18 protein-coding genes are annotated in these 23,171 nt (G+C 73.9%); 5 read left to right on the top strand and 13 right to left on the bottom strand.

Going from position 1 to position 23,171, the window contains the following annotated elements; genetic code table 11:
* Positions 1-111 precede the first annotated feature (111 nt).
* Together ACI2K6_RS15655 and mfd are read left to right on the top strand one after the other, a co-directional pair.
* Positions 112-1,176, top strand: a complete 1,065-nt coding sequence (locus ACI2K6_RS15655) for a MauE/DoxX family redox-associated membrane protein (RefSeq protein ID WP_396747655.1) — start codon at positions 112-114, stop codon at positions 1,174-1,176.
* The gene (gene mfd, locus ACI2K6_RS15650) at positions 1,173-4,829 is read left to right on the top strand and encodes a transcription-repair coupling factor (protein WP_396747658.1); all 3,657 of its coding nucleotides are present in this window, start codon (positions 1,173-1,175) and stop codon (positions 4,827-4,829) included. Before ACI2K6_RS15655 ends, mfd begins: the two co-directional genes overlap by 4 nt.
* Positions 4,830-4,835: 6 nt before the next feature.
* Here mfd and ACI2K6_RS15645 read toward each other — a convergent pair whose 3' ends face one another.
* Complete coding sequence (locus ACI2K6_RS15645) at positions 4,836-5,168, bottom strand: PqqD family protein (protein WP_396747661.1); 333 nt, start codon at positions 5,166-5,168, stop codon at positions 4,836-4,838.
* Positions 5,158-6,045, bottom strand: a complete 888-nt coding sequence (locus ACI2K6_RS15640) for a nucleotidyltransferase family protein (protein ID WP_396747663.1) — start codon at positions 6,043-6,045, stop codon at positions 5,158-5,160. Before ACI2K6_RS15640 ends, ACI2K6_RS15645 begins: the two co-directional genes overlap by 11 nt.
* A 212-nt stretch (positions 6,046-6,257) precedes the next feature.
* Here ACI2K6_RS15640 and ACI2K6_RS15635 point away from each other — a divergent pair, with 212 nt between their 5' ends.
* A complete protein-coding gene (locus tag ACI2K6_RS15635) occupies positions 6,258-6,818 on the top strand; it encodes a hypothetical protein (protein ID WP_396747665.1) in 561 nt (186 codons plus the stop codon).
* A 109-nt stretch (positions 6,819-6,927) separates the two neighbouring features.
* On the opposite strand, the gene ACI2K6_RS15630 is transcribed toward ACI2K6_RS15635, so the two are convergent.
* Positions 6,928-8,319 (bottom strand): polysaccharide biosynthesis tyrosine autokinase, encoded by a 1,392-nt coding sequence (locus tag ACI2K6_RS15630; protein ID WP_396747668.1) that lies wholly within the window; start codon positions 8,317-8,319, stop codon positions 6,928-6,930.
* A 126-nt stretch (positions 8,320-8,445) separates the two neighbouring features.
* On the opposite strand from ACI2K6_RS15630, the gene ACI2K6_RS15625 reads away from it, so the two are divergent.
* Positions 8,446-9,780, top strand: a complete 1,335-nt coding sequence (locus ACI2K6_RS15625) for an O-antigen ligase family protein (protein WP_396747671.1) — start codon at positions 8,446-8,448, stop codon at positions 9,778-9,780.
* A 10-nt stretch (positions 9,781-9,790) separates the two neighbouring features.
* Here the strand turns inward: ACI2K6_RS15625 and ACI2K6_RS15620 are convergent, their stop codons facing one another.
* From ACI2K6_RS15620 to ACI2K6_RS15595, 6 genes are all read right to left on the bottom strand, one after another.
* Positions 9,791-10,723, bottom strand: a complete 933-nt coding sequence (locus ACI2K6_RS15620; protein ID WP_396747674.1) for a low molecular weight phosphatase family protein — start codon at positions 10,721-10,723, stop codon at positions 9,791-9,793.
* Positions 10,720-11,787, bottom strand: coding sequence for an acyltransferase family protein (locus ACI2K6_RS15615; RefSeq protein WP_396747677.1), 1,068 nt, complete (start codon positions 11,785-11,787; stop codon positions 10,720-10,722). The genes ACI2K6_RS15620 and ACI2K6_RS15615 overlap by 4 nt, the downstream gene beginning before the upstream one ends.
* Positions 11,788-11,865: 78 nt before the next feature.
* Positions 11,866-12,171 (bottom strand): hypothetical protein, encoded by a 306-nt coding sequence (locus tag ACI2K6_RS15610; protein WP_396747680.1) that lies wholly within the window; start codon positions 12,169-12,171, stop codon positions 11,866-11,868.
* A gap of 58 nt (positions 12,172-12,229) precedes the next feature.
* The gene (gene deoC, locus ACI2K6_RS15605; protein WP_396747683.1) at positions 12,230-12,919 is read right to left on the bottom strand and encodes a deoxyribose-phosphate aldolase; all 690 of its coding nucleotides are present in this window, start codon (positions 12,917-12,919) and stop codon (positions 12,230-12,232) included.
* Between the two features lie 20 nt (positions 12,920-12,939).
* On the bottom strand, positions 12,940-14,670 hold the full coding sequence (locus ACI2K6_RS15600; RefSeq protein ID WP_396747686.1) for a phospho-sugar mutase: 1,731 nt from the start codon (positions 14,668-14,670) through the stop codon (positions 12,940-12,942).
* Positions 14,670-15,515 (bottom strand): purine-nucleoside phosphorylase, encoded by an 846-nt coding sequence (locus tag ACI2K6_RS15595; protein ID WP_396747689.1) that lies wholly within the window; start codon positions 15,513-15,515, stop codon positions 14,670-14,672. The genes ACI2K6_RS15600 and ACI2K6_RS15595 overlap by 1 nt, the downstream gene beginning before the upstream one ends.
* A 73-nt stretch (positions 15,516-15,588) precedes the next feature.
* Between ACI2K6_RS15595 and ACI2K6_RS15590 the strand changes: the two genes are divergently transcribed.
* Positions 15,589-17,019: an NAD(P)H-quinone dehydrogenase gene (locus ACI2K6_RS15590; RefSeq protein ID WP_396747692.1), complete on the top strand. Its 1,431-nt coding sequence runs from the start codon at positions 15,589-15,591 to the stop codon at positions 17,017-17,019.
* A 115-nt stretch (positions 17,020-17,134) separates the two neighbouring features.
* Here the strand turns inward: ACI2K6_RS15590 and ACI2K6_RS15585 are convergent, their stop codons facing one another.
* The 4 genes from ACI2K6_RS15585 to ACI2K6_RS15570 all read right to left on the bottom strand — a co-directional run bounded on the left by ACI2K6_RS15585 (position 17,135) and on the right by ACI2K6_RS15570 (position 23,153).
* Positions 17,135-18,580 (bottom strand): MFS transporter, encoded by a 1,446-nt coding sequence (locus ACI2K6_RS15585; RefSeq protein ID WP_396747695.1) that lies wholly within the window; start codon positions 18,578-18,580, stop codon positions 17,135-17,137.
* Between the two features lie 171 nt (positions 18,581-18,751).
* Positions 18,752-20,608, bottom strand: coding sequence for an acetyl/propionyl/methylcrotonyl-CoA carboxylase subunit alpha (locus ACI2K6_RS15580; RefSeq protein ID WP_396747698.1), 1,857 nt, complete (start codon positions 20,606-20,608; stop codon positions 18,752-18,754).
* A gap of 164 nt (positions 20,609-20,772) precedes the next feature.
* Positions 20,773-21,468, bottom strand: a complete 696-nt coding sequence (locus ACI2K6_RS15575; protein ID WP_396747701.1) for a Maf family protein — start codon at positions 21,466-21,468, stop codon at positions 20,773-20,775.
* Positions 21,465-23,153, bottom strand: coding sequence for a DUF885 domain-containing protein (locus tag ACI2K6_RS15570; protein WP_396747704.1), 1,689 nt, complete (start codon positions 23,151-23,153; stop codon positions 21,465-21,467). Before ACI2K6_RS15570 ends, ACI2K6_RS15575 begins: the two co-directional genes overlap by 4 nt.
* Between the last annotated feature and the right edge of the window lie 18 nt (positions 23,154-23,171).

Here is a 23,171-nt window from a genome sequence, read left to right as displayed (position 1 = left end):
ATGGGCGTCCAACCCTCACCTTATATGCTGGCCTCCGCGACCCGGGTCCCGTGCACGGCGCCGGGACCGGCCGCGCGACCCCTCGTGAACCCCCTGGAAGGTGTGTCCGCCATGTCGGCACTCTGGGCCGTGGCCCTCATCATGCTCCTGAGCGGGACGGCGAAGCTCCGTTCCGGCGAGGACGTGCAGGCCACGTTCACCCGACTCAGGGTGCCCCGCCCGTTCGCGGCCCCCGCCCTGGCGCGCGCGTTCCCCTGGCTCGAGCTGCTGCTCGCCGCCGCCCTCCTGCAGCCCTTCACCCCGCTGCGTCCCGTCGTCGGCCTGGTGGCCGTGGCCCTCTTCGCCGCCTTCCTCGCGCTCGTGGTCCGGGCCCAGGGCGACGGCGTCTCCTGCGGCTGCTTCGGCGAGGCCTCGGCCGCCCCGATCTCCCGCACCACCGTGGTCCGCAACGTCGTCTTCCTGGCCCTCGCCGTCCTGGCCCTGGCCGAGGGGATCGTCTCGCTGGCGGTGCACGGCGCGGGCCTGGCCTGGCAGCCGCTCACCGCCTTCGGCGCCGGGGCGTGGGCATGGGCCCTGCTCGTGTCCGTGCTGCTCGCGACCGCCGCGTTCCTGGCCGGCCGTGAGTCCGTCCCGGCCGCACCCGACGCCGTCCCGGCGACGCCCACGCCCGAGGCCCCGGCCGTCGCCGACCCGGTCGACGGTACCGAGCCCGAACGCCACTCGTTCCCGGACGCCGTCGTGGTCGCGGACGGCGAGTACACCGGTCTGCACCGGCTGGTCGTGGACGGGGCCGTGGTGGCCCTGCGCCTGTCCACGGGGTGCGGCTCTTGCGCGCGGGTGATCGAGCGGCTGGACGAGTTCAAGGACGCGCTCGGGCCGGTCCGGCTGCGGGTCCTCATGCCCCAGCACGCCCCCGGCGCCGATGGGGCGATCCACAGCGGCGCCGTCGACGCGTCGCTCGTGCTCGCCGACCCGGCCGGCGCCGCCTCGCAGGCCCTCGGCCTGCAGTCCTTTCCCACCGCGGTGCTGCTCGGCACGGACCGGCTCACCGCCGGCGGCCCGGTGGGCGGCGCCGACGACGTCCTCGCCTTCCTCGAAGAGATCCGGGAGATCATGACCACCGAACTGCCCGCCGCCACGGACGGCTCCACCGCCACCCCGGAGGTCCGCGCATGAGCGCCCCCGAGACCACCCCCGTCCTCGCCCCGCTGCTGCCGCGCCTGCGCGCCGAACGCGCGCTCGAGGCGGCCTCCGCCTCCGCCTCCCGGCCGCTCGAGGCCCGGGGCGTCGAACTGGAGATCGGCCTGCCCGACGGCGCCCGCGCGCCCCTGCTGACCGTCCTCGCCGAGGCGCTGGCCGAGGGCCACGGCGAGCGCGCCGCCGTCCTCGTGGTCACCGCGACCACCCGCGAGGCCGAGGACCTCGTGACCGACCTGGCCGCCTGGGCCCCCGCCGGTGCCGCCGCGCTGTTCCCGTCCTGGGAGACGCTGCCCCACGAGCGCCTGTCCCCGCGCTCGGACACCGTGGGCGCACGCCTGGCCGTGCTGCGCCGCCTCGCCCACCCCGAGGAGCATGCGGAGGGCCCGCTGCGCATCGTCGTCGCCCCCGTGCGCGCCGTGCTGCAGCCCCTCGTGGCCGGGCTCGGCGAGCTGAGCCCGGTGACCCTGCGGACGGGGGAGGAGCGGGACTTCGACGGCGTGGTGGCCGCGCTCGCGGACGCCGCCTACTCACGCGTGGACATGGTCAGCCGACGCGGCGAGTTCGCCGTGCGCGGCGGGCTGATCGACGTGTTCCCGCCCACCGAGGACTACCCCGTGCGCATCGAGTTCTTCGGCGACGAGGTGGAGCAGATGCGCTGGTTCTCCGTGGCGGACCAGCGCTCCCTCGAGGACACCACGGAGGACGGCTCGGGCCACCCCACCGAGCTGTATGCGCCCCCGTGCCGCGAGCTGCTGATCACGGACCACGTGCGCCGGCGCGCGAAGGAGCTGATCCCGGCCATGCCCGCCGCCGCGGACATGCTGGACCGGATCGCCGAGGGCGTGGCCGTGGAGGGCATGGAGTCCCTCTCCCCGCTGCTGGCCGAGGCCATGACGTCGCTGCCCCGCATGCTGCCCGCAGGCTCGCTGACCGTCCTCGTGGAGCCCGAGCGCCTGCGCGGCCGCGCCGACGACCTGCTGGCCACCAACGAGGAGTTCCTCCAGGCCGCGTGGGCCGGCGCCGCGCAGGGCGCGGTCGCCCCGGTGGACGTGGCCGGGGCGGACCAGTCCGCCGCGGGCGGCTTCCTCACGGTGGCCGAACTCCGCGCCGCCGCGCTCGAGCAGGACCAGGGGTTCTGGTCCGTCACCGCGCTGGTCTCGGACGACGAGCTGCTGCCGGACGCCGCCACCCTGCGCGCCACCCTCGGCGTCCCGCAGACCTTCTCGGGCGACATCGAGGCCATGGTCGCGCACACCCGCGTCCGGCTCGCGGAGGGGTGGCATGCCGTGGTCCTCACCGACGGCCCCGGCTCCGCCCGCCGTCTCGCCGAGCTCACCACGGAGGCCGGCCTCACGGCCGCCGTGGTGGACGGGCCCCTGCCCGCGGACCTCGCCCCGGGGCGGGTCTCCATCGCGACGGCGCCCGTCGGCTCCGGCTTCACGATCCCGGACGCGCAGATCGCCCTGATCACGGAGCACGACCTCTTCGGCCGGCACCGCACCGCGGGCACGCGCGCCCCCGGGGCACGGCTGGCCCGGAAGCGGCGCAACGCCGTCGACCCGCTGACCCTGCAGCCCGGCGACCACGTGGTGCACTCCCAGCACGGCATCGCCCGCTTCGTAGAGCTGCAGCGCCGCAAGGTCACCGGCGGCCCGCGCACCGCCCCCGGCGCCGAGGAGTCCTACCGCGAGTACCTCGTGCTCGAGTACGCGCCCTCGAAGCGCGGCGCCCCGGGCGACCGGCTGTTCGTGCCCACCGACCAGCTCGACCTGATCTCCACCTACGTGGGCGGGGAGACGCCGTCGCTGTCCAAGATGGGCGGCTCGGACTGGGCGCAGACCAAGTCCAAGGCCAAGCGCGCCACCCGCGAGATCGCCGGCGAGCTCATCCGCCTGTACTCGGCCCGCATGGCCTCGCGCGGCCACGCGTTCGCCCCGGACACCCCGTGGCAGGGCGAGCTGGAGGAGGCGTTCCCGTTCATCGAGACGCCGGACCAGCTGACCACCATTGAGGACGTCAAGAAGGACATGGAGGCGGCCGTCCCCATGGACCGGCTCGTCTCCGGCGACGTCGGCTTCGGCAAGACCGAGGTGGCCGTGCGCGCCGCGTTCAAGGCGGTGCAGGACGGCAAGCAGGTGGCCGTCCTCGTCCCGACGACGCTGCTCGCCCGCCAGCACCACCAGACGTTCTCCGACCGGTTCGCCGGCTTCCCCGTGAAGGTGGCCGCGCTCTCCCGGTTCCAGACCGCCAAGGAGTCCAAGGAGGTCATCGAGGGGCTCGCGCACGGCGAGGTGGACGTGGTGATCGGCACCCACCGGCTGCTCTCCGACCAGGTGCAGTTCAAGGACCTGGGCCTGGTGATCGTGGACGAGGAGCAGCGCTTCGGCGTCGAGCACAAGGAGGCGCTGAAGAAGATGCGCACCAACGTGGACGTGCTCGCCATGTCCGCCACGCCCATCCCGCGCACCCTCGAGATGTCCCTCACCGGCATCCGCGAGACCTCCACGCTGGCCACCGCCCCGGAGGAGCGCCACCCCGTGCTCACCTCGGTGGGCCCGTACTCGGACCAGCAGGTCACCGCGGCCATCCGCCGCGAGCTGATGCGCGAGGGCCAGGTGTTCTACGTGCACAACCGCGTCACCACCATCGACAAGGTGGCCAAGCGCATCGCCGAGCTGGTGCCGGAGGCGCGGATCGCCGTCGCCCACGGCAAGATGAGCGAGGCCCGGCTCGAGCAGATCATGGTGGACTTCTGGGAGCGGAAGTTCGACGTGCTCGTCTCCACCACGATCATCGAGACCGGCCTGGACATCGCCAACGCCAACACCCTGATCGTGGAGGACGCCCACCGCTACGGACTCTCGCAGCTGCACCAGCTGCGCGGCCGCGTGGGCCGTGGCCGCGAGCGGGCGTACGCGTACTTCCTGTACGACCCGCAGAAGCCCCTGGGCGAGGTGGCCCTCGAACGGCTCAAGGCCGTGGCCACCCACAACGAGCTCGGGGCGGGCATGCAGCTGGCCATGAAGGACCTCGAGATCCGCGGCGCCGGCAACCTGCTGGGCGGGGAGCAGTCCGGGCATATCGCCGGCGTGGGCTTCGACCTCTACCTGCGGATGGTGGGTGAGGCCGTGGCCGACTTCAAGGGCGAGGAGGACACCGCGCCCGCCGAGGTGAAGGTGGAGCTCCCGGTCAACGCCCACCTGCCGCACGACTACGTGCCGGGGGAGCGGCTGCGCCTGGAGATGTACCGCAACCTCGCCCAGGCCGCGGACGACGCCGCCGTGGACGCCGTGGTGGAGGAGCTCAAGGACCGCTACGGCCCGCTGCCGGAGCCGGTGGAGGCGCTCGTCGCCGTCGCCCGGTTCCGCAACCGGGCCCGGGCTGCGGGCGTCACCGAGGTCATGCTGCTGGGGCAGAACGTGAAGTTCGGCCCCGCCGCGGACCTGCCGGAGTCCCGTCAGATGCGCCTGACCCGCATGTACAAGGGCGCCCAGGTCAAGCCGGCCCTGAACGGCGTCCTCATCCCGCGGCCCAAGACCAAGCCGGTCATGGGTCAGGACCTCGTGGACGTCCCGCTGCTCGAGTGGGCGCAGCAGGTGGTCGACGCGATCTTCGCGCCGGAGGGCTGAGCCGGGTCAGGCCGTCCGCACGCGGACGAGGACGCCGTGTGCCTCGAGCATCTCGAGGAAGGCGTGGACGTCGGCCGCGACGTCGGCGGGGGCGAGGCCGAACGCCTCCGCGACCTGGACCGTGACGTCCGTCGTCGCCAGCGGCGCCGGCGGATCCGCGACCAGGTCGTCCTCCGGGGTGCGACCGCCCACGAGGACGTCCCAGATCACGTCGCCCGAGGCACTCAGCAGCAGCGGCTGACCGGCCTCGAGCGTCATGACGGCGGCTGGGCCGCCGGCGGTGCGGCCCCACGCGATGTCGGGGGCGAGCGCCCAGCCCTCGGTGGTCTCAACGGCCACGGCGCACCGCCTTCGTCCAGGCCCAGACGGCCAGTGCGCCGAGCCGGGCGCGCTGCTCGCGCCACAGGTCCGCGCGGGTGACGGGCCGGCCCAGGCGCATCTGCAGATGGGGGCGGTTCACCGGGATCGTGCGCGCCACGAGGGCGGCCCGCTCCCGCACCGTGGCGGCCGACTGCCACCGGGTGCGGAACAGCTCGAGACCGCTCTGGCTCTCGTGCAGCGCCGCGAAGAGGGTCAGCTGCCGGGGGTCGACGCCGTCGGCGGCCTCGCCCGTGGCGACGTGCCAGGCCGCACCCGCGTCCAGGCGGTGGGCTTCCCGCCGCAGGGCCGCCCAGCTCCCGGCGGGCAGGGACTCCCGGATGTGCCGGACGTCGTGCGCGCCGCGATACGGGTCGCGGGCCGCGTGGACGATGACGACGAGCCGCTGGTGGCGCGGGCTCGGCACCGGAACGGGCCGGCCGGCGATCACGAGGGGGGCGCGTTCGCTCCACAGGGTGTCGAAGGCCGCCTCGGGGGACGGGCCGAGGCCGGGGAAGAGCCGATGCACGTCCACATACCCGAGCTGGTCATGCCAGAGCGTGGCCGCATGCTGGAAGATCGACCCCTCCGAGAAGGTGGCGACCGGTTCCCAGCCGTGGGAGCACAGCAGTGCGATGACGGCGGCGGCATCGGTGGGATGGACCAGCAGGTCCACGTCCGAACTGCGGCGGTGATCGGGGTAGACGCCGGGCTCGGTGGCGTAGCCCTTGAGGTGCAGGGCGCGGATGCCGGCTCGGTCCAGCAGGTGCGCGATGCGAGCGTGGGCGAGGCGGACGCGGACCTCGAGCTCCAGTGACGGCGGGGCGGCCGGTCGCGGTCCCGTCGCTCGTTCGCCCATGGCCGCGAGCTTAGTCGACGGAAAGGTGGGCCCCTCATCCACACGGGCACACCGGGAGGCTGGCGACGAGCTGGGCGATCCGTCTACACTGTCTTTGAGACCTCCACAGCCGATTCTCATGAAGGGTGTCGCGGGGGCTCTTGTCCACTCGCGTGACCCCTGACCCCGTTCGGGCGCGAAAGCCACACCTCGACTCGAAACGAGTGAAGCCCATGCAGAAGAACACCTCCACCCTCTCCCGTCGCAAGGTGACCGCCGGCATCGCGTGGTCGGTTCCGGCCGTCGCCGCGGTCGCCGCCGCCCCGTTCGCCGCCGCCTCCCCGACCGGCTGTGCCGACGTGACCACGGGCACCGCCGTGAAGCACCAGGGCGGCGGCCACTCCGATGGCATCAAGCAGGCCTACGGCTTCACCATCACCATCACCAACACGTCGCCCACCCCCGTGTACGTCAACCCGGGCACGGTGACCGTGGTGTTCGGGGGCCACGACACTCGGACCGGTGAGGCGCGTCTCTACACCGCCAGCCCGTGCGAGGAAGGCAGGCGGCTGGCCGCGATGGACCCCGAGCTGCTCCTGCAGCCGGGCGAGTCCAAGACCTACTACTACGTGGTGAACAACACCGGCAACTCGGCCGAGGAGTCCGGCTGCGTCGAGGGCAAGCTGCAGCTGGCCCTGCCGACGGGCGCTCCTGAGGGTGCTGATCTCTGCAACGACGGCATCGTCGAGTTCAGCAACTGCTTCACGACCACCCCGCCCACGGCGAAGTGCTGATCAGCTGAGCGCCACCGCGAAGGGCCCCGCCTCCTCAGAGGCGGGGCCCTTCTGCATCCCCGGGCCCCGCGCCGTCGATGCGACGACCTGGCCACGCGGCCGCGCGTGGTCAGCCGCGCGTCGTGTCCCCCGTACTCCCGGCCGCCGCGTCGGCGGCGTCCCGGGGCGCCTGGTAGTAGACGTCGTAGCTGCCGCCGTCCGCGCCGTAGCCTCCGCCGTAGTAGTCCGAGCCCACGCCGGAGGCCGGGGTGCCGTTGAGCACGACGCCGAGCACCCGGGCGTTGACGCCCGCGAGCATGTCCCGGGCCACCTCGAGGTGCTCCTTGCGGGTCTTGCCGTGGCGGACCACCAGGACGGTGCCGTCCACCGCCGTGGCGAGCAGGGTGGAGTCCGTGACGGGCAGCACGGGCGGGGCGTCCACGAGCACCATGTGCGTCTCGGCGAGGGCGGTGAGCAGATCCCTCATCCGCTCGGAGCCGAGCTGCTCGGACGGGTTCGGAGGGGTGCGGCCGGCCGGCAGGAGGAGCAGCCCGTCCTCGCCCACGGGGATCAGCACGTCCTGGAGGGCGACGTCCCCGTTGAGGACCTCGGACAGGCCCACACGGCCGTCGACGCCGAACTGCAGGGCCTGGCGGGGGCGCCGCAGGTCGGCGTCGATGAGGATCACCGGCTGGCCGGCGGCCGCCACGGTCAGGGCCAGGTTGCCGATCACCGTCGACTTGCCCTCGCCGGGGTTGGAGCTGGTGAACGCGATGGTGCGGGGCGGGTCGTCCACCGCCGCGAACCGCAGGTTGGTCCGCAGCTGGCGCACCGCCTCCGACGCGCGGGGGGAGAGGGGCGCCATCGGCGCCGTGCGGTCCGCCTTCATGCTGGGGTCCAGGGGGATGGCGCCGAGCAGGCCCGCCCCGCCCGCCACCTGGGCGTCCGTCGTCGTCCGCACGTTGACGTCCAGCAGCCGCCGCAGGAACGCGGCGATCAGACCGAGGACGAGGCCTGCGCCCAGGCCGTACAGCAGGTGGCGCACGCGGTCCGGGCTCGAGGGCGCGGCCGGCGCGAGGGCGTCCTCCATGGCCGTGACCGTGACATTGGACGTCGGATCGAGCTCGTTCGCCACGTCGGCGGTCGCCACGAGGGCCCCGTTGGCCAGTGCGGCGGCCTGCTGGGCGTCGGGGGCCACGGCGGACACCGTGATGAGGTTCGAGTTCGGCACCAGGGCGGCGCTCATGGTCGCGCCGGCGGTGTCCAGGCCCTCGGCGGCGATCCGCTCGCGGACCGTGCGGCTGTTGATCAGCGGGATGTAGGACTGGGCGCGGGTCTGGGCGGTCTCAGTGCCGGAGATGCTCGCCTCCCCCTCCACCGTGACGAACGCGGTCGAGGTGGCGGTGTACAGCGTGGGCTGCAGCAGCGAGTAGAGGAGCCCCAGCGCCAGGCCGAGGGCGGCGCACCCCAGGATCACCAGGCGGTTCGCACGCAGCACACGGAGGAAATCGATGATGTTCATGGGGTCCCAGGGTCGGAGGGCAGCGACTCAGGTCACTCTAACAAGCGGGACAGCCCATTCCTTTGCACTCGTCTACGCTGGGCGTGGGGCGGAGACGCGCCCCGGCAGGGCGACGGAGGAGCGGTCATGAGGGTGGGGCAGGACGCGCACGGACAGCGGCACGCCGACCCCCGCTACGTGGCCCTGCAGGCGGAACGGGAGAGGCACGCCCGCGCCGCCGCCCGCGGCACGTCCGTGTGGTCGGCCGACCAGGACGCCGCCGTCCCGCGCGAGCCCCTGCGCATCCCCGAACTGCTGCTCGGGGCCCTGCTGGCCATGGAGGCGTTCGGCGTCCCTCTCGGCCCCGTGGGGCTCCCGCTGAACGAGGCGGGCATGCTGCTGCTGCTGGCCCTGGCGCTGTGCCGACGGTCCCGCCGCGATGTCTCCGCCCTCGGGCTGACCGCCGTGCTCGCCGCCGCCGTGCTGCTGTTCCTCGCGATCGTCTCCGTGTCCCAGGGCATCCCGGACCTGGAGTGGCTGCGCCGGTGGGTGCGGATGGCGGCCCTCGTCGGGCTCGTCGGCTGCATCGCCGGCGGCCGGCTCAGCCTGCGCTCGCTGGCCGTCGGGCTCGGCGCCGCTCTGGCCCTGAACGTGCCCCTCTTCTACGCCGGCCTCGTCCCCGCGCCCTACGGCAGTTTCCTGACCGGCGTCCTCGCGGACAAGAACGTGGCGGGCCTCTACTACGCGGCCATGCCGGTCCTGGCGCTCGCCCTGGTGCGGGCGCGGCGGTGGAAGCTGATCCTGCTCGTCGCCGCCGCGGTGTGCGTCGTCCTCACGGGCTCCCGCACCTCCATGGCGGGCTTCGCCTGCGCCGTCGTGTGGCTCTGGCTGACGCCGCGGATGGGGGCGGGTCTGCGCCTGGTCCTGCTGGCGGTCCTCGCCTGGGCGGTCGCGTTCGCCGAGGAGAACCTGGCCCGCATCGCCTTCTTCGCGGACCGCACCGGCACGGACTGGCTGCGCTCGAACATCCAGGCCGAGACGGCCGTGCGCGTCGCGGAGACGCCGTGGTACGGCCGGGGCCTCACCACGGCGTATGTGGACTTCGGCGGTGCCACGTGGCACTACCACAACTCCTACGCGGGCCTCTACACCGAGGGCGGCGTCGTGCTCCTCCTCGCCGTCCTCGGCGCGTATGCATTCTTCGGGCTGCGCCTGTTCAGCGCCCGGCTGCGCACCCCCTCGCGCGTGGCGGTGGAGGCGGCGGCCGTCGTCGTGTTCGTCTCCGCGACGCAGCTGGGCGAGGTGTTCGTCACGATCCCGAGCATGCTCGTCGTCGCCGCCGGAGTGACCCTCTGGCTCGACGAGCGGGACGCCCCGCTCGAGAGCGAGGTGCTCGAGCGGCGCCGTCGTCGGGTCCTGGCCGCGGCGCGCCGGGGGCAGCGCGCCCCGTCCTCCGGCGGGCACGCCGTCCCCGATCTCTGAGGCCGACCGGTCAGGCGCCCGTCGGCTCCTCATCCTCCACGAGGTCCCCGTCGAGAGCCCGGGCGATCTCCCACGCCAGCAGCTCGACGATCGGCTGCGCGGTCTGCGCCATCGCGGCGTAGCCCTCGGCGGGGCCGCGGAACGGGTCCGGCAGATCCGCGTCCGGCCGCTCCCCGTGGGCGATCAGGCGGGAGCGCAGCTCGGCCAGCGCGGTCACGAGCGCGGTGACGCCCGCGCCCGGAGGGACCGCCGCGGCGAGCTCCTCGCCGTGGTCGCGCAGAAGGGTGCCGATGCCGAGGATCGTGAAGGTCCGGCGCACCGCCGCGGGGTCCTCGCGCAGCACCTCGTCCAGGTGGTCGTCCGTCGCGGTCAGGACGAGGTCCTGGCCCGCCAGCGAACGCCCGGTCAGCTGCTGCGGTCGATGCTGTGTCAGCGCGGCGCGGACTCGGCGGCTCGGCGCGAGGTCGAGCAGCGGTCCGGGGACGGTCAGCGCCTGGTTCGGTTCCGTGCCCGCGCTCGTGACCTCCGCACGGCCCCGGTCGCCGAGCAGGGCGTTGAGCTGCGCCTGCAGCGCGTACTCCACGTAGGCGGAGCGGCAGATGTTGCCCGTGCACACGACGAGGACGCGGGCGCTCGGCAGGACGCCGGGGGCACTGGTGGCCGGTGAGGCAGGCGCGGCCGGCTCAGCGGCCGCGGGAGCCACCGTGCGCTCGGCCGGCGTCGCACGCTGCCGCGGCGCGGCGGGGTCGGCCGGGTGGGGGCGGAACGCCGAGCCGAGCCGGAACTCGGCGAGGCGATCCTCCCGCGCCGTGGAGGCCGCCGGGGCGCCGACGTCACCGCCGTCACCCGCCGGGTGGCCGCCGTCGCGGTCCGGCACCTCGGGCTCCTCCGGCGTCGGCGGCAGGAACGGATTGCGGATCGGGGGGCGATGATCCCTGCTCATGGCTGTGTCCTCTCCGAGGCGGTCGTGACGCGCGGCAGCGCGGACGTGACGGGGTGCGGGGGCTCCACGCGTCGCAGGCGGTGCACCGGGTGCCAGCGGCGGCGCGCCCCCGTGAACGGCTTGGACAGGGGGGTGGCGAGCAGGGCCAGGCCTGCCAGCCAGCTGAGGGCGAGCGCGAGGCCGAACTTGGCGGCGTTGTCCTCCACGCCGTGGCGCATGACCCACATCAGCACCCAGCCGTGCAGCAGCACCACCACCGTGCCCGTCCGGACCAGGGCGGTGATGACGCGGCGCAGGGCCTGACCCGTCCCGGTGCGTCGGGCGAAGGAGCGCAGCAGCCCCTCCACCGTGGAACCGAACACGAGCACCATCCCCGCGGACATCAGGACGCCCACGACGGGGGTGAGCACCGGCGTGCCGAAGCCGCCGAACTTGATGTTGGGCGGCTCCAGGCCCAGCCGGACCGCGACCATCCCGAGCAGCACCAGGCCGACGCCGATGAGCGTCCGGTGGCGCCGCACGTGCGGTTGGACGCGGCGGCGGAACATCTCCCCGCTGAGGACGAACAGCAGGCAGGGCAGGGCCAACCCGACGCCCAGCGGCGTGCGGGCGATCGCGGAGTCCGGCACGAGGTGGGCCCACGCCAGCCCGGCCAGGCCCACCGCCCAGGCGACGGCGGACGGGAAGCGCTCGAGGAATCGGCGCAGCACCGTGGTGAAGAACAGGACGGAGATGAACCAGAACGCCCACCACGGGGGCTCCTGGTCCGCGCCCCCGTACCAGCCGGTGAGCATCAGGCGCCGCAGGAGGTCGGGGTCGTCGCCGAACCACGCGAACGCGGCCACGGACATGAGTGCCGCCCACACCAGGTACGGCACCATCAGGCTCCGGAAGCGGCCCCGCACGTCCTTGGCCCAGGGGCGGCCGCGCGTCCAGAAGTAGCCGGTGAGGAAGAAGAACAGCGGCATCCGCCAGATCTCCAGGTACCGGCTGAAGGTGAGGTCCGTCAGGTATGCGTGACCCAGCACCACCGCCGCGATGGAGACAAGCCGAAGGGCGTCCACCCCCGTGTTGCGGGTGGACGCCCTTCGGCGCGCGGCGGCCGGACGACCGGTGTCAGCGATCCTCGGCTCCGGGACGGCTCAGCGGTGCGCGGCGCCGGTCTCGACGGCGTGGGCGCCGGCGGCGGCGTGCTCGACGGCGGGACGGGTGTGGATGGCGGTGGTGTCCACGGTGTCGCTGCGGCCCAGGAACGCCTTGGGGATCATGAAGGCCACGGTGGCCAGGGCCAGCGCGATCAGGCCGGGGATCCAGACCGTCTCGAGCGACCAGAAGCCCATGGCGTAGAGGCAGCCGAGGAACGCGCCGAAGGCGACGATGAAGGCGATCAGGGAACCCCAGACGCCGCCCACGTTGGAGTGGTCGATGGCCTTGCCGTTGCGGATCACGTGATGCTCCTTCGGTGCGGTCCCGGCCGGGGCGGACGCCCGGCGGAAGTGATGCGAGTCAGTCGGATCCCAGGATAGCAAGCGCGGAGCTGGCCCCGATCCGGGTGGCGCCGGCCTCGATCATCGCCAGGGCGTCCGCGCGGGTGCGCACCCCGCCGGAGGCCTTCACTCCGATGTCCTCGCCCACGGTGCGGCGCATCAGCGCGACGTGCTCGACGGTGGCGCCCGCGGTGGAGAAGCCCGTGGAGGTCTTCACGAAGTCCGTCCCGGCCTCGACCGCGGCCTCGCAGGCCAGGACGATCGCGTCGTCGTCCAGCAGGGCGGTCTCCACGATCACCTTGAGCAGCGCCCCGCCGTCACCCGCGGGGCCGCCCGCATGCGCGGCCTCGGCCACGGCGCGGACGTCCGAGACGAGCCGGGCGCGGTCCCCGGCGCGGGCGGCGGCGATGTCGAGGACCATGTCCACCTCGTCCGCGCCGGCGTCGATCGCCTGCCGGGCCTCGAAGGCCTTGACCTCCGAGGCGTTGGCGCCGAGGGGGAAGCCGATCACGGTGCAGGTCAGCACGTCCGAGCCCGCGAGCTCGGCGGCCACCAGCGGCACCCACACGGGGTTGATGCAGACGCTCTTGACCCCGGCCTCGCGGGACTCGGCCACGAGGCGGCGCACGTCCGCCTCCGAGGTGTCGGCCTTCAGGGCGGTCGCGTCGATGTACTTCGCCAGCTCGGCGGTGGTGAGGGAGACGGTCATGTCCGCCAGCCTACCGAGGCTCAGCCGCCCACGAGGGCCGCCACCTCGGCCCGCAGCGCCTCGAGCCGCTCGGCGGCCGCGGCCGGATCGGCGTCCCGGGTGCCGAGGTAGCACTTGAGCTTCGGCTCGGTGCCGGAGGGACGCACGAGCACGCGGGTGCCGGAGTCGGTGGCGAACAGCAGCGCGTCCGTGGGCGGCAGCCCGTCCCCGCCGGCGGCCAGGTCCCGGTGCACGGTGACCGGCTCGCCCGCGAGCGTGGCCGGCGCCTGCTGACGCAGGGCCGCCATGGTGCGGGCGATCAGGGACAGGTCCGCCACCCGGACCGAGACCTGGGCGCTGGGCATGGCGCCGGTGACCGCGTCGACGTCGGCCAGGGCGTCCGTCAGCCCGCGTCCCTGCGCCGTGAGGGCGGCGGCCAGCTCCGCGGCCATGAGGGCGGCCGTGATGCCGTCCTTGTCCCGCACCATGTCCGGGTCCACGCAGTAGCCGAGGGCCTCCTCGTAGCCGAAGCCCAGGTTCGGGGCGCGGGAGATCCACTTGAAGCCGGTCAGCGTGACGTGGTGCGTCACCCCGTTCGCCTCCGCCAGGGCGGCCAGCTGCGGGGAGGACACCACGGAGTTCGCGGCGCTGCGGCCGGCCGCGTGCAGGGCCGGCATCGCGTGCGCGCCCAGCAGCGTCCCGACGGCGTCGCCCGAGAGCATCCGCCACGTGCGGACGCCGTCCGCGTCGGTGACGGGCGCGGCCAGGGCCAGGCGGTCGGCGTCGGGGTCGTTGGCGATCACCAGGTCCGCGTCCACCTCGGCGGCCAGGGCGAGGGCGAGGTCCATCGCCCCCGGCTCCTCCGGGTTGGGGAACGCGACCGTGGGGAAGGCCGGGTCCGGGGCGGCCTGCTCGGCCACCACGTGGACGGGGCCGAAGCCGGCGTCCTCGAGCAGGCCCGGGACCACGGCGCCGCCCACCCCGTGCAGGGGCGTGTAGACCACGCGCAGGTCGCGGTGACCGTGCCGGTCGTCGTCGAGCACGCCGAGGGCCGCTGCGCGGTAGGCCTCCAGCAGGTCCGGCCCGGCCACGGTCCAGCCGTCGTCGGCGAGCGGGATGTCCGCGGCCCACGCCGCGTGGTCGATGCGGGCGGCGATCTCCGCGTCCGCGGGGGAGACGATCTGCGCCCCCCGACCCGCCTCGTCCGTGAGCCGCCCGCCGAGGTAGACCTTGTAGCCGTTGTCCGCGGGCGGGTTGTGGCTGGCCGTGACCATCACGCCGGCGTCCGCGCTGAGATGACGCACCGCGAAGGCGAGCACCGGCGTCGGCAGCGGATCCGGCAGCAGGACGGTCTGCACGCCCGCGGCCGTCAGGACGGCGGCCGTGTCCGCGGCGAAGGCGGCTGAACCGCGCCGCGCGTCGTACCCGACGACGGCCAGCGGCGGGGACGCGTCCCGCCCGACGCCGTCCCACAGGTGGGCGGCCAGACCCGCCGCGGTGCGGCGCACCACGAGCCGGTTCATGCGGGACTCGCCCGGGCCCTCCTCGGCGCGCAGGCCGGCGGTGCCGAAGGCGAGCGGCCCGGCGAAGCGGGCGGCGAGCGCCGCCCGGGCGGCCGCGGCCTCCGGGCCGACGCCGGCGGCCGCGTCGAGCTCGGCGCGCAGAGTGTCCCGGTGCGCGGGATCGGGGTCCTCCGCCGCCCACCGCTCAGCCCGGGCGAGGACGTCCTCCGGCAGCGCGGCGACGTCGTCGTGCGGGGGATGCGCGGGCATCAGAGCCGCCCCACGATGTCCGCGAGCAGGCGCGCGATGCGTGGGCCGGCGGCCTGGCCGGCCTCCACGACCTCGGCGTGGGACAGCGGCGTCTCCGAGATGCCGGCGCCGAGGTTGGTCACCAGCGAGATGCCGAACACCTCCAGCCCGGCGTGACGGGCCGCGATCGCGTCCAGCGCCGTGGACATGCCGACGAGATCGCCGCCGAGGGCGCGCGCCATCCGCACCTCGGCGGGGGTCTCGTACTGCGGGCCGGCGAACTGGACGTACACGCCCTCGCGCAGGGACGGGTCCACCTCACGGGCGATCGCGCGCAGCCGCGGGGAGTAGAGGTCGGTGAGGTCCACGAACGTGGCGCCGGCGAGCGGGGTGGCGCCGGTGAGGTTGATGTGGTCCGCGATCAGGACGGGGGTGCCCGGGGCGATCTCCGGGTCCAGGCCGCCGCAGCCATTGGTCAGCACCACGGTGCGCGCCCCGGCGGCGGCGGCGGTGCGGACGGTGTGCGCCACGGCCTGGGCGTCGCGGGACTCGTAGAAGTGCGTGCGCGAGCCGAAGACGAGGGCGTGCGTGCCGTCCGGCAGCCGGACCGAGCGGATCACCGCGTTGTGGCCGGGCACCTTCGGGGCGTGGAAGCCGGGCACCTCGGCCAGCGGCACGGCGGCGACCTCGTCGCCGATCAGGCCGGCGGCCTCGCCCCAGCCGGAGCCGAGGACGACGGCGACGCGGTGCTCCGCCACGCCTGTCGCCCGGGCGATGGTGTCGGCGGCCGCGCGGGCCTCGGCGAAGCCCGGATGGTCGCCGGTCAGGGGGGAGTCGGGGGAGGGGCTGCTGGTCTGGTCGGTCACGTCGTGGAGTCTAGGCGGTGTCCCGTGACCGCGGGCTAGGACTTTCCCGTCCGCGGCGGACACAATGGAGCCCGTGACCGAGGAAAACAGCACCTTCATCCCGTCCCTGACCATCATCGGCGGCGGCCCCGGCGGCTACGAGGCCGCCATGGTGGCCGCGAAGCTGGGCGCCCGCGTGACCCTGGTCGAGCGCCAGGGGGTGGGCGGCGCGGCCGTCCTCACGGACGTGGTCCCCTCCAAGACGCTGATCGCCGCCGCCGACTCGATGCGCCGCGTGGGCGCCTCCGTGGACCTGGGGGTGGACCTCGGCGGGGCCGAGGCCCACGCGGACATGGGCCGGGTCGGCCACCGCATCCTGAACCTGGCCCACGAGCAGTCCTCGGACATCCGCGCGGGCCTCGAGCGGGTCGGTGTCCGGGTGATCGACGGTGTGGGCCGCGTCGTCGGCCCCCACGAGGTGTCCGTCCGCGCCCTCGACGACGCCGACGCCGGCGCCGAGCCCGAGATCATCACCTCGGACGCGATCCTCGTGGCCGTCGGCGCGAGCCCCCGGGAGCTGCCCACCGCCGTCCCGGACGGCGAGCGGATCTTCAACTGGAAGCAGGTCTACAACCTCAAGGAGCTGCCCGAGCACCTGATCGTCGTGGGCTCCGGCGTCACCGGTGCCGAGTTCGCCTCGGCCTACAACCGCCTCGGCGCCAAGGTCACCCTCGTCTCCTCGCGCGACCGCGTGCTCCCCGGCGAGGACGCCGACGCCGCCGAGCTGCTCGAGAAGGTCTTCGAGGGCAACGGCCTCAGGGTGGTCTCCCGCTCCCGGGCCGAGTCCGTCGAGCGGACCGAGACCGGCGTGCGCGTGCACCTCTCCGGCGAGGGTGCCGAGGACACCCCGTCGATCGAGGGCTCCCACGCGCTGGTGGCCGTCGGCGGCGTGCCGAACACGGCGGGCCTCGGCCTCGACGACGTGGGCGTGAAGCTGGCCGGCTCCGGCCACGTGCTCGTGGACGGCGTCTCCCGCACGTCCGTGCCGAGCATCTACGCGGCGGGCGACTGCACGGGCAAGCTCGCCCTCGCCTCGGTGGCGGCCATGCAGGGGCGCATCGCCGTGGCCCACCTGCTCGGCGACGCCCTCAAGCCGCTGCGCCCGCACCTGCTGGCCTCGAACATCTTCACCTCGCCGGAGATCGCCACCGTGGGCGTCTCGCAGGCGCAGGTGGACTCCGGCCAGTACCAGGCGGACGTGCTGCGACTGGACTTCCACACCAACCCCCGCGCCAAGATGTCCGGCGCGGAGGAGGGGTTCGTGAAGATCTTCGCGCGTCAGGGCTCCGGCACCGTGATCGGCGGCGTGGTGGTCTCGCCGCGCGCCTCCGAGCTGATCTACGCGCTCGCGCTCGCGGTCACGCACAAGCTGCACGTGGACGACCTCGCGGACACCTTCACCGTGTACCCGTCCATGTCCGGGTCGATCGCGGAGGCGGCACGCCGCCTGCACGTGCGGATCTGACCCAGAGACGACTTTCGGTCGTGAGATAGGGCCTATCTCACGACCGAAAGCGTCCATTCCCCCGATCTCACGTTCGAAAGTGCGGGCGGGGGGCCCGGGCCAGCGGGGGCCGGGGTCAGCGCGCGGCGCGGCGCTCGCGGGCCGAGGTGACGGTGTCGAGGTCCGTGTGTCGGGTCTCCGGGGAGAGCGCCAGTGCGATGACGGTGATCGCCGACGCGGCGGCCAGGTAGTAGCCGACGTAGGAGACGTCGAACTTCTGCACCAGCCAGGCGGCGATGAACGGGGTCAGCGCGGCGCCGAGGATCGAGGACACGTTGTAGGCGATGCCGGAGCCGGTGTAGCGCGTGTTCGTGGGGAACAGCTCGGGCAGCACCGCGGACATCGGCCCGAAGGTCAGGCCCATGAGCGTCATGCCCGTGGCCAGGAACGCCAGCATCAGCGGCACGTTCAGCTCCGCGCCCACGCCCATGTTCTCCGGCGAGAGCCACAGGCCGAACGAGAGGCCGAACAGCACCATGAGCACCGAGATCACGATCAGGGTGGGGCGGCGGCCGAAGCGGTCCGCCAGCAGGCCGGAGACCGGCACGAACGCCGCGAAGAACAGGATGCCGACCAGCTGCAGCACGAGGAACTCGGCGTAGGGGACGCCCAGGAAGCCGTTGGCCGGCTTGCCGATCGCGTAGGAGAGGATCCACGTGGTCATCAGGTAGAAGAGCACGTAGGTGGCGTACATCACGAAGGTGCCCAGGATCAGCTCCCACCAGTTGCGGCGGAACACCTCGCCCAGCGGCGCCTTCACGCGCTGGTCGCGGTCGAGGGCGCGCTGGAAGACCGGGGTCTCCTCGAGCTTGACGCGGACGTAGAGGCCCACGGCCACCATCACGATCGAGAGCAGGAACGGCAGGCGCCACACCCACGTGAGGAACGGGCCGTCGAGCACCGGGCTCGTGGAGTCGTGGTCGAAGCCGAGCACGAGCGTGAGGAACAGGCCGTTGGCCAGCAGGAAGCCGATCGGCGCGCCGAGCTGCGGCCACATGGCCGCCTGCGCGCGCTTGCCGTCCTTGGCGTACTCGGTGGCCAGCAGGGCGGCGCCGGACCACTCGCCGCCGAGCCCCAGGCCCTGGAAGAAGCGCAGCAGCGTCAGCATGGCCGGCGCCCACAGGCCGATCTGGAAGTACGTGGGCAGCAGGCCGATGAGGAACGTCGCGATGCCCATGGTCAGCAGCGAGCCGATGAGCGTGGTCTTGCGGCCCACGCGATCGCCCAGGTGGCCGAAGACAACGGCGCCCAGCGGCCGGGCGACGAACGCCGCGCCGAAGGTGGCCATGGAGGCCAGCAGGGCCGTGTTGTCGTCACCGCCCGCGAAGAAGATCAGCGGGAACACCGAGACGGCGGCCGTGGCGTAGATGTAGAAGTCGTAGAACTCGATCGAGGTGCCCACGAGCGAGGCGATGATGACCCGCGAGCGGGGCACCTCCTCCGCAGCGGCGACCGCGTCCAACGTGAGATCGGTGGGGGCGGTGGGGGCGCCCGGGTTCACGGGCGGGGTGGAGTGGGACATGGTGTCTCCCTGGTATGACGGGCACAGGGGGTCGCGAGCGACCACGATGTGAGACGAGGATGCGTGTCAGGCTAAGCCTCATCGCGCCGATCTGCGAGAGTCACGTCCCCGTCGTCCACCATGTGGAACCAGCCGGCGACGACGGCGCTCCCCGCCGTCGTCGCCGGCGGCTCACTCCGCGTCGGCGATGGTGGCGATCACCGTGCCGGCCGTGACCGTCTGGCCCGGCTCGACCTCGAGCCCGCTGACCACGCCCGCGCGGTGGGCCGCGAGCGGCTGCTCCATCTTCATGGCCTCCACGACCACGATCAGGTCGCCCTCGGCCACGGTCTGGCCGTTCTCGGCGGCGACCTTCACCACGGTGCCCTGCATGGGGGCGGTCAGCGCGTCCGTGCTGACGGCCGCGGCCACCGGTGCGCCGCGCTTGCCGCGGGGACGACGTCGTCCCGCACCGGCCCGCTGGGCGGCGCCGGAGATCGTGTGCAGGGCCTCGCCCCACGTGGGCAGGGTGACGTCCACGCGCTTGCCGTTGACCTCCACGGTCACGGTGTGGCGCGCCTCGCGGGGGGCCGGCTCCGCCGGGGTGAGGGCGCTCGGCTCGATGCGGTTCGCGAACTCCGTCTCGATCCACCGGGTGTGCACCGAGAACGGCTCCTCCGAGCCGGCGATCTCGGGGGCGAAGGCGGGGTCGCGCACCACGGCGCGGTGGAACGGCAGCACCGAGGGCATGCCGGCGATCTCGGCCTCGCGCAGGGCGCGGGCGGCGCGCTGCAGGGCCTGGCGGCGGTCCGCGCCGGTGACGATCAGCTTGGCGACCATGGAGTCGAAGGCCCCGGAGACGGTCTCACCCTCCACCACGCCGGAGTCCACGCGGACGCCCGGGCCGCTGGGCATGCGGAACGTGGTGAGCCGGCCGGGGGCGGGCAGGAAGTTGCGGCCCGGGTCCTCGCCGTTGAGGCGGAACTCGATCGAGTGGCCGCGCGGCTGCGGGTCCGTGTAGCCGAGGGCCTCGCCACGGGCCAGGCGGAACTGCTCGCGCACGAGGTCGATGCCGGTGATCTCCTCGGAGACCGGGTGCTCCACCTGCAGGCGCGTGTTCACCTCGAGGAAGGAGATGGTCCCGTCCTGGCCCACGAGGAACTCGCACGTGCCCGCGCCGACGTAACCGGCCTCCTGCAGGATCGCCTTGGACGACTCCACGAGGCGGGCGTTCTGCTCGTCCGTGAGGAACGGCGCCGGGGCCTCCTCCACGAGCTTCTGGTTGCGGCGCTGCAGCGAGCAGTCGCGGGTGGAGATCACGACGACGTCGCCGTGCACGTCCGCCAGGCACTGCGTCTCCACGTGGCGCGGCTTGTCCAGGAAGCGCTCCACGAAGCACTCGCCCCGGCCGAACGCGGCCACGGCCTCACGGACCGCGGACTCGTAGAACTCGGGGATCTCCTCGCGCGTGCGGGCCACCTTGATGCCGCGGCCGCCGCCGCCGTAGGCCGCCTTGATGGCCACCGGCAGGCCGAACTCGTCCGCGAACGCGACGACCTCCTCCGTGCCGGTCACGGGGGAGGTGGTGCCCGGTGCCAGCGGGGCGCCGACCTTGGTGGCCAGCTGGCGGGCCGAGACCTTGTCGCCCAGGCGGTCGATCGCCTCGGCGGGCGGGCCGATCCACACGAGGCCGGCGTCGGCCACGGCGCGCGCGAAGTCCGCGTTCTCGGAGAGGAAGCCGTAGCCGGGGTGCACGGCGTCCGCGCCCGCGCGCTGGGCGGCGTCGAGGATCTTGCCGATCACCAGATAGGAGTCGGCGGCGCTCTCCCCGCCGAGGGCCACGGCCTCGTCCGCGAGCTTCACGTGCAGGGCGTCCCGGTCCGGCTCGGCGTAGACGGCCACGGAGGTCAGCCCCTCGTCCTGGCAGGCCCGGATGATGCGCACGGCGATCTCACCGCGGTTGGCGATCAGCACCCGGGAGAACCGGCGCTCCGCCGCGGGGTCGACGGGCGGGACGACCGAGGCCTGCGGTGCGTCGGCGATGCTCATGGGCGATGGACTCCTCGGACGATCACGGCTGGGGGTGCGGGCGCCACGTCCGGGGTCGTGCCCCTCACCCGGTGGGGTGAAGGGCGCGGGACGGCGCCGACTCTGACCAGCACCCTACTCGTTGTGGCGGAACCCTCCGAGGCACGTGGCCCTGTCGCGCCGGATCAGCGTTGCGCGTTGGAGGGTTCCCACAACCGGGTGAAGTCCTGACCCAGGGCTGCCGTGGCCCGCCGCAGCCACGCCACGGACAGCCCGATCACCGCGTTGGGGTCCCCGTCCACGCCGTCCACGAGGGCCGCGCCCGCGCCGTCCACCGTGAACGCGCCCGCACAGTGCAGCGGCTCACCCGTGGCCACGTAGGCCTGGATCTCGGCCTCGGTGACGGCGCCGAAGCGCACGACGGCGGACACCACGCCCGCCTCCGCGGCCATCCCGGACCCGACCCCGGGCTCCGGCAGCACCAGGCCCAGCCAGTGGCCCGAGTGCAGCACGCCCTCCCGGCCGGCCTGGGCGCGCCAGCGCTCGACGGCGACCTCGGGCTCGTAGGGCTTGCCGTGGGCGCGGCCCTCGAACTCGAACACGGAGTCGCAGCCGAGCACGAGCGTGGGCACCTCGACGCCGGCGGCCGCCACACGGGCGGCCACGTCGCGGCCCTTGGCCTCCGCCAGCAGGCCCGCCAGCTCCGCCGGCGACGGGTCGCCCGCCGCCGCGCCCACGGCCGCCTCGTCCACCCCCGAGACGACGACGCGGAACGGCACCCGTGCCCGGGTCAGGACCTCCGCCCGGCCGGGGGAGGCCGAGCCGAGCACCAGCCGCAGGCCCGTGCCGGGGTCGGCCGCGCCGTCGTCGTGCGGGATCACGCGAGCGCCTCCCGCAGGGTGTCCAGGCCCATGCCGCCCAGGCGCAGGGCCCGCGTGTGGAAGGCCTTGAGGTCGAAGTCGGCGCCCTCGGCCTGCTCATGCTCGGCGCGGATCTGCTCCCAGATGCGCTGACCCACCTTGTACGCCGGCGCCTGCCCCGGCCAGCCGAGGTAGCGCGTGAACTCGAAGCGGCGCTGGCCCTCGGAGATCCTCAGGTGCTTGGCCAGGAACGCGTAGCCCTTCTCCGGGGTCCACGCGCCGCCGCCCTCGGACTCGGGGGCGTCGAAGCCGCAGTGGTAGCCGATGTCGAACACCACGCGGGCCGCCCGCATGCGCTGCATGTCCAGCATGCCGAGGTGGTCGCCCGGGTCGTCGAGGAAACCGAGCTCCTCCATGAGCTTCTCCGCGTACAGCGCCCAGCCCTCGCCGTGGCCGGACGTCCAGCAGAAGCTGCGGCGCCACAGGTTGAGGTTCTCCCGGTTCATCATGGCGGTGGCGATCTGCAGGTGATGGCCCGGCACGCCCTCGTGGTAGACCGTGGTGGTCTCCGCCCACGTGGTGAACTCGTCCTCGCCCGGGGGCACGGACCACCACATGCGGCCGGGCCGGGAGAAGTCGTCCGAGGGGCCGGTGTAGTAGATGCCGCCCTCCTGGGTGGGGGCGATCATGCACTCGAGCCGGTCCATCGGGGCCGGGATCTCGAAGTGCTCCTTCATGGCCTCGACCGCGTCGTCGGAGAGCCGCTGCATCCACGTGCGCAGGGCTTCGGTGCCCTTCAGGGTGCGCTCCGGGTCCGCGTCCAGGATCGCGCGTGCCTCCTCGATCGTGGCGCCCGGCCGGATGCGCTCGGCGTCCGCCTGCTGCGCGGCGATGATGCGGGCCAGCTCCTCCTGGCCCCACCGGTAGGTCTCCTCGAGGTCGATCTCCGCGCCGAGGAAGACGCGGGAGGCCAGCCGGTAGTACTCGATCCCGACGCCGTCCGCCTCCGGGGCGTGCGGGCGCAGCTCGGCCTCGAGCGTGTCCGCGAAGTCGCGGTAGGCCTGCGCGGCGGCGTCCGCGCCGGAGCGGATGCGGGCGGCCAGGGCGTCGTCCACGACGTCGGCCCCCTCGGCCCGCTCGACCAGGCCCGGGAAGAACCCGCCCGCGGTGCCGTGGGCGCGGGCCTGCTCCACCACGATGTCCACCTGGCGCACCGCGGCCACGTGGCCGGCGTCGCGGGAGGCGAGCAGGGACTCGGTGTAGCCGCGCAGGGCGGCCGGCAGGTTCTCGAGGCGGCCGGCGATGTGGCCCCACTGCTCCGCGGTGTCCGTGGGCATGAGGTCGAAGACCGCGCGGATGCCCTGGGCGGGGGAGGCGATGTTGTTCAGCTCGGTGCGGCCGGTCGCGTGGATCTCGCGCTCCAGGCCGATGCGCTCCTGCATGGCTGCCTTCGTGACGCGGTCCGTCTCGTCCTGCGGCTCGAGCGCGGCCAGCTCCTCGAGCAGGCGGGCGTTGAGCTCGTCGTCGGCGCGGGCGCCGGCGGGGGAGAAGTCCGTGTACTCGGTCTCCCGGCCCGGGAAGCCGAGCTCGGTGGCGGTGTCCGGATGCAGGGCGAGGAGGTCGGTCACGTAGCGCTCGGCGAGCACGTCGATGGCGGACGGGGTGCGGCCGCCGTCGACGGCGGCCTCGGAGGTGTGCTGGGTCATACCGGCACTCTAGGCGCT

It is taken from the genome of Microbacterium sp. NPDC006705 (assembly GCF_044903545.1).
Lineage (GTDB): Bacteria > Actinomycetota > Actinomycetes > Actinomycetales > Microbacteriaceae > Microbacterium > Microbacterium plantarum.
Note: the sequence above shows the minus strand (reverse complement) of the source record. Positions and strands in the feature narration are given on the sequence as shown.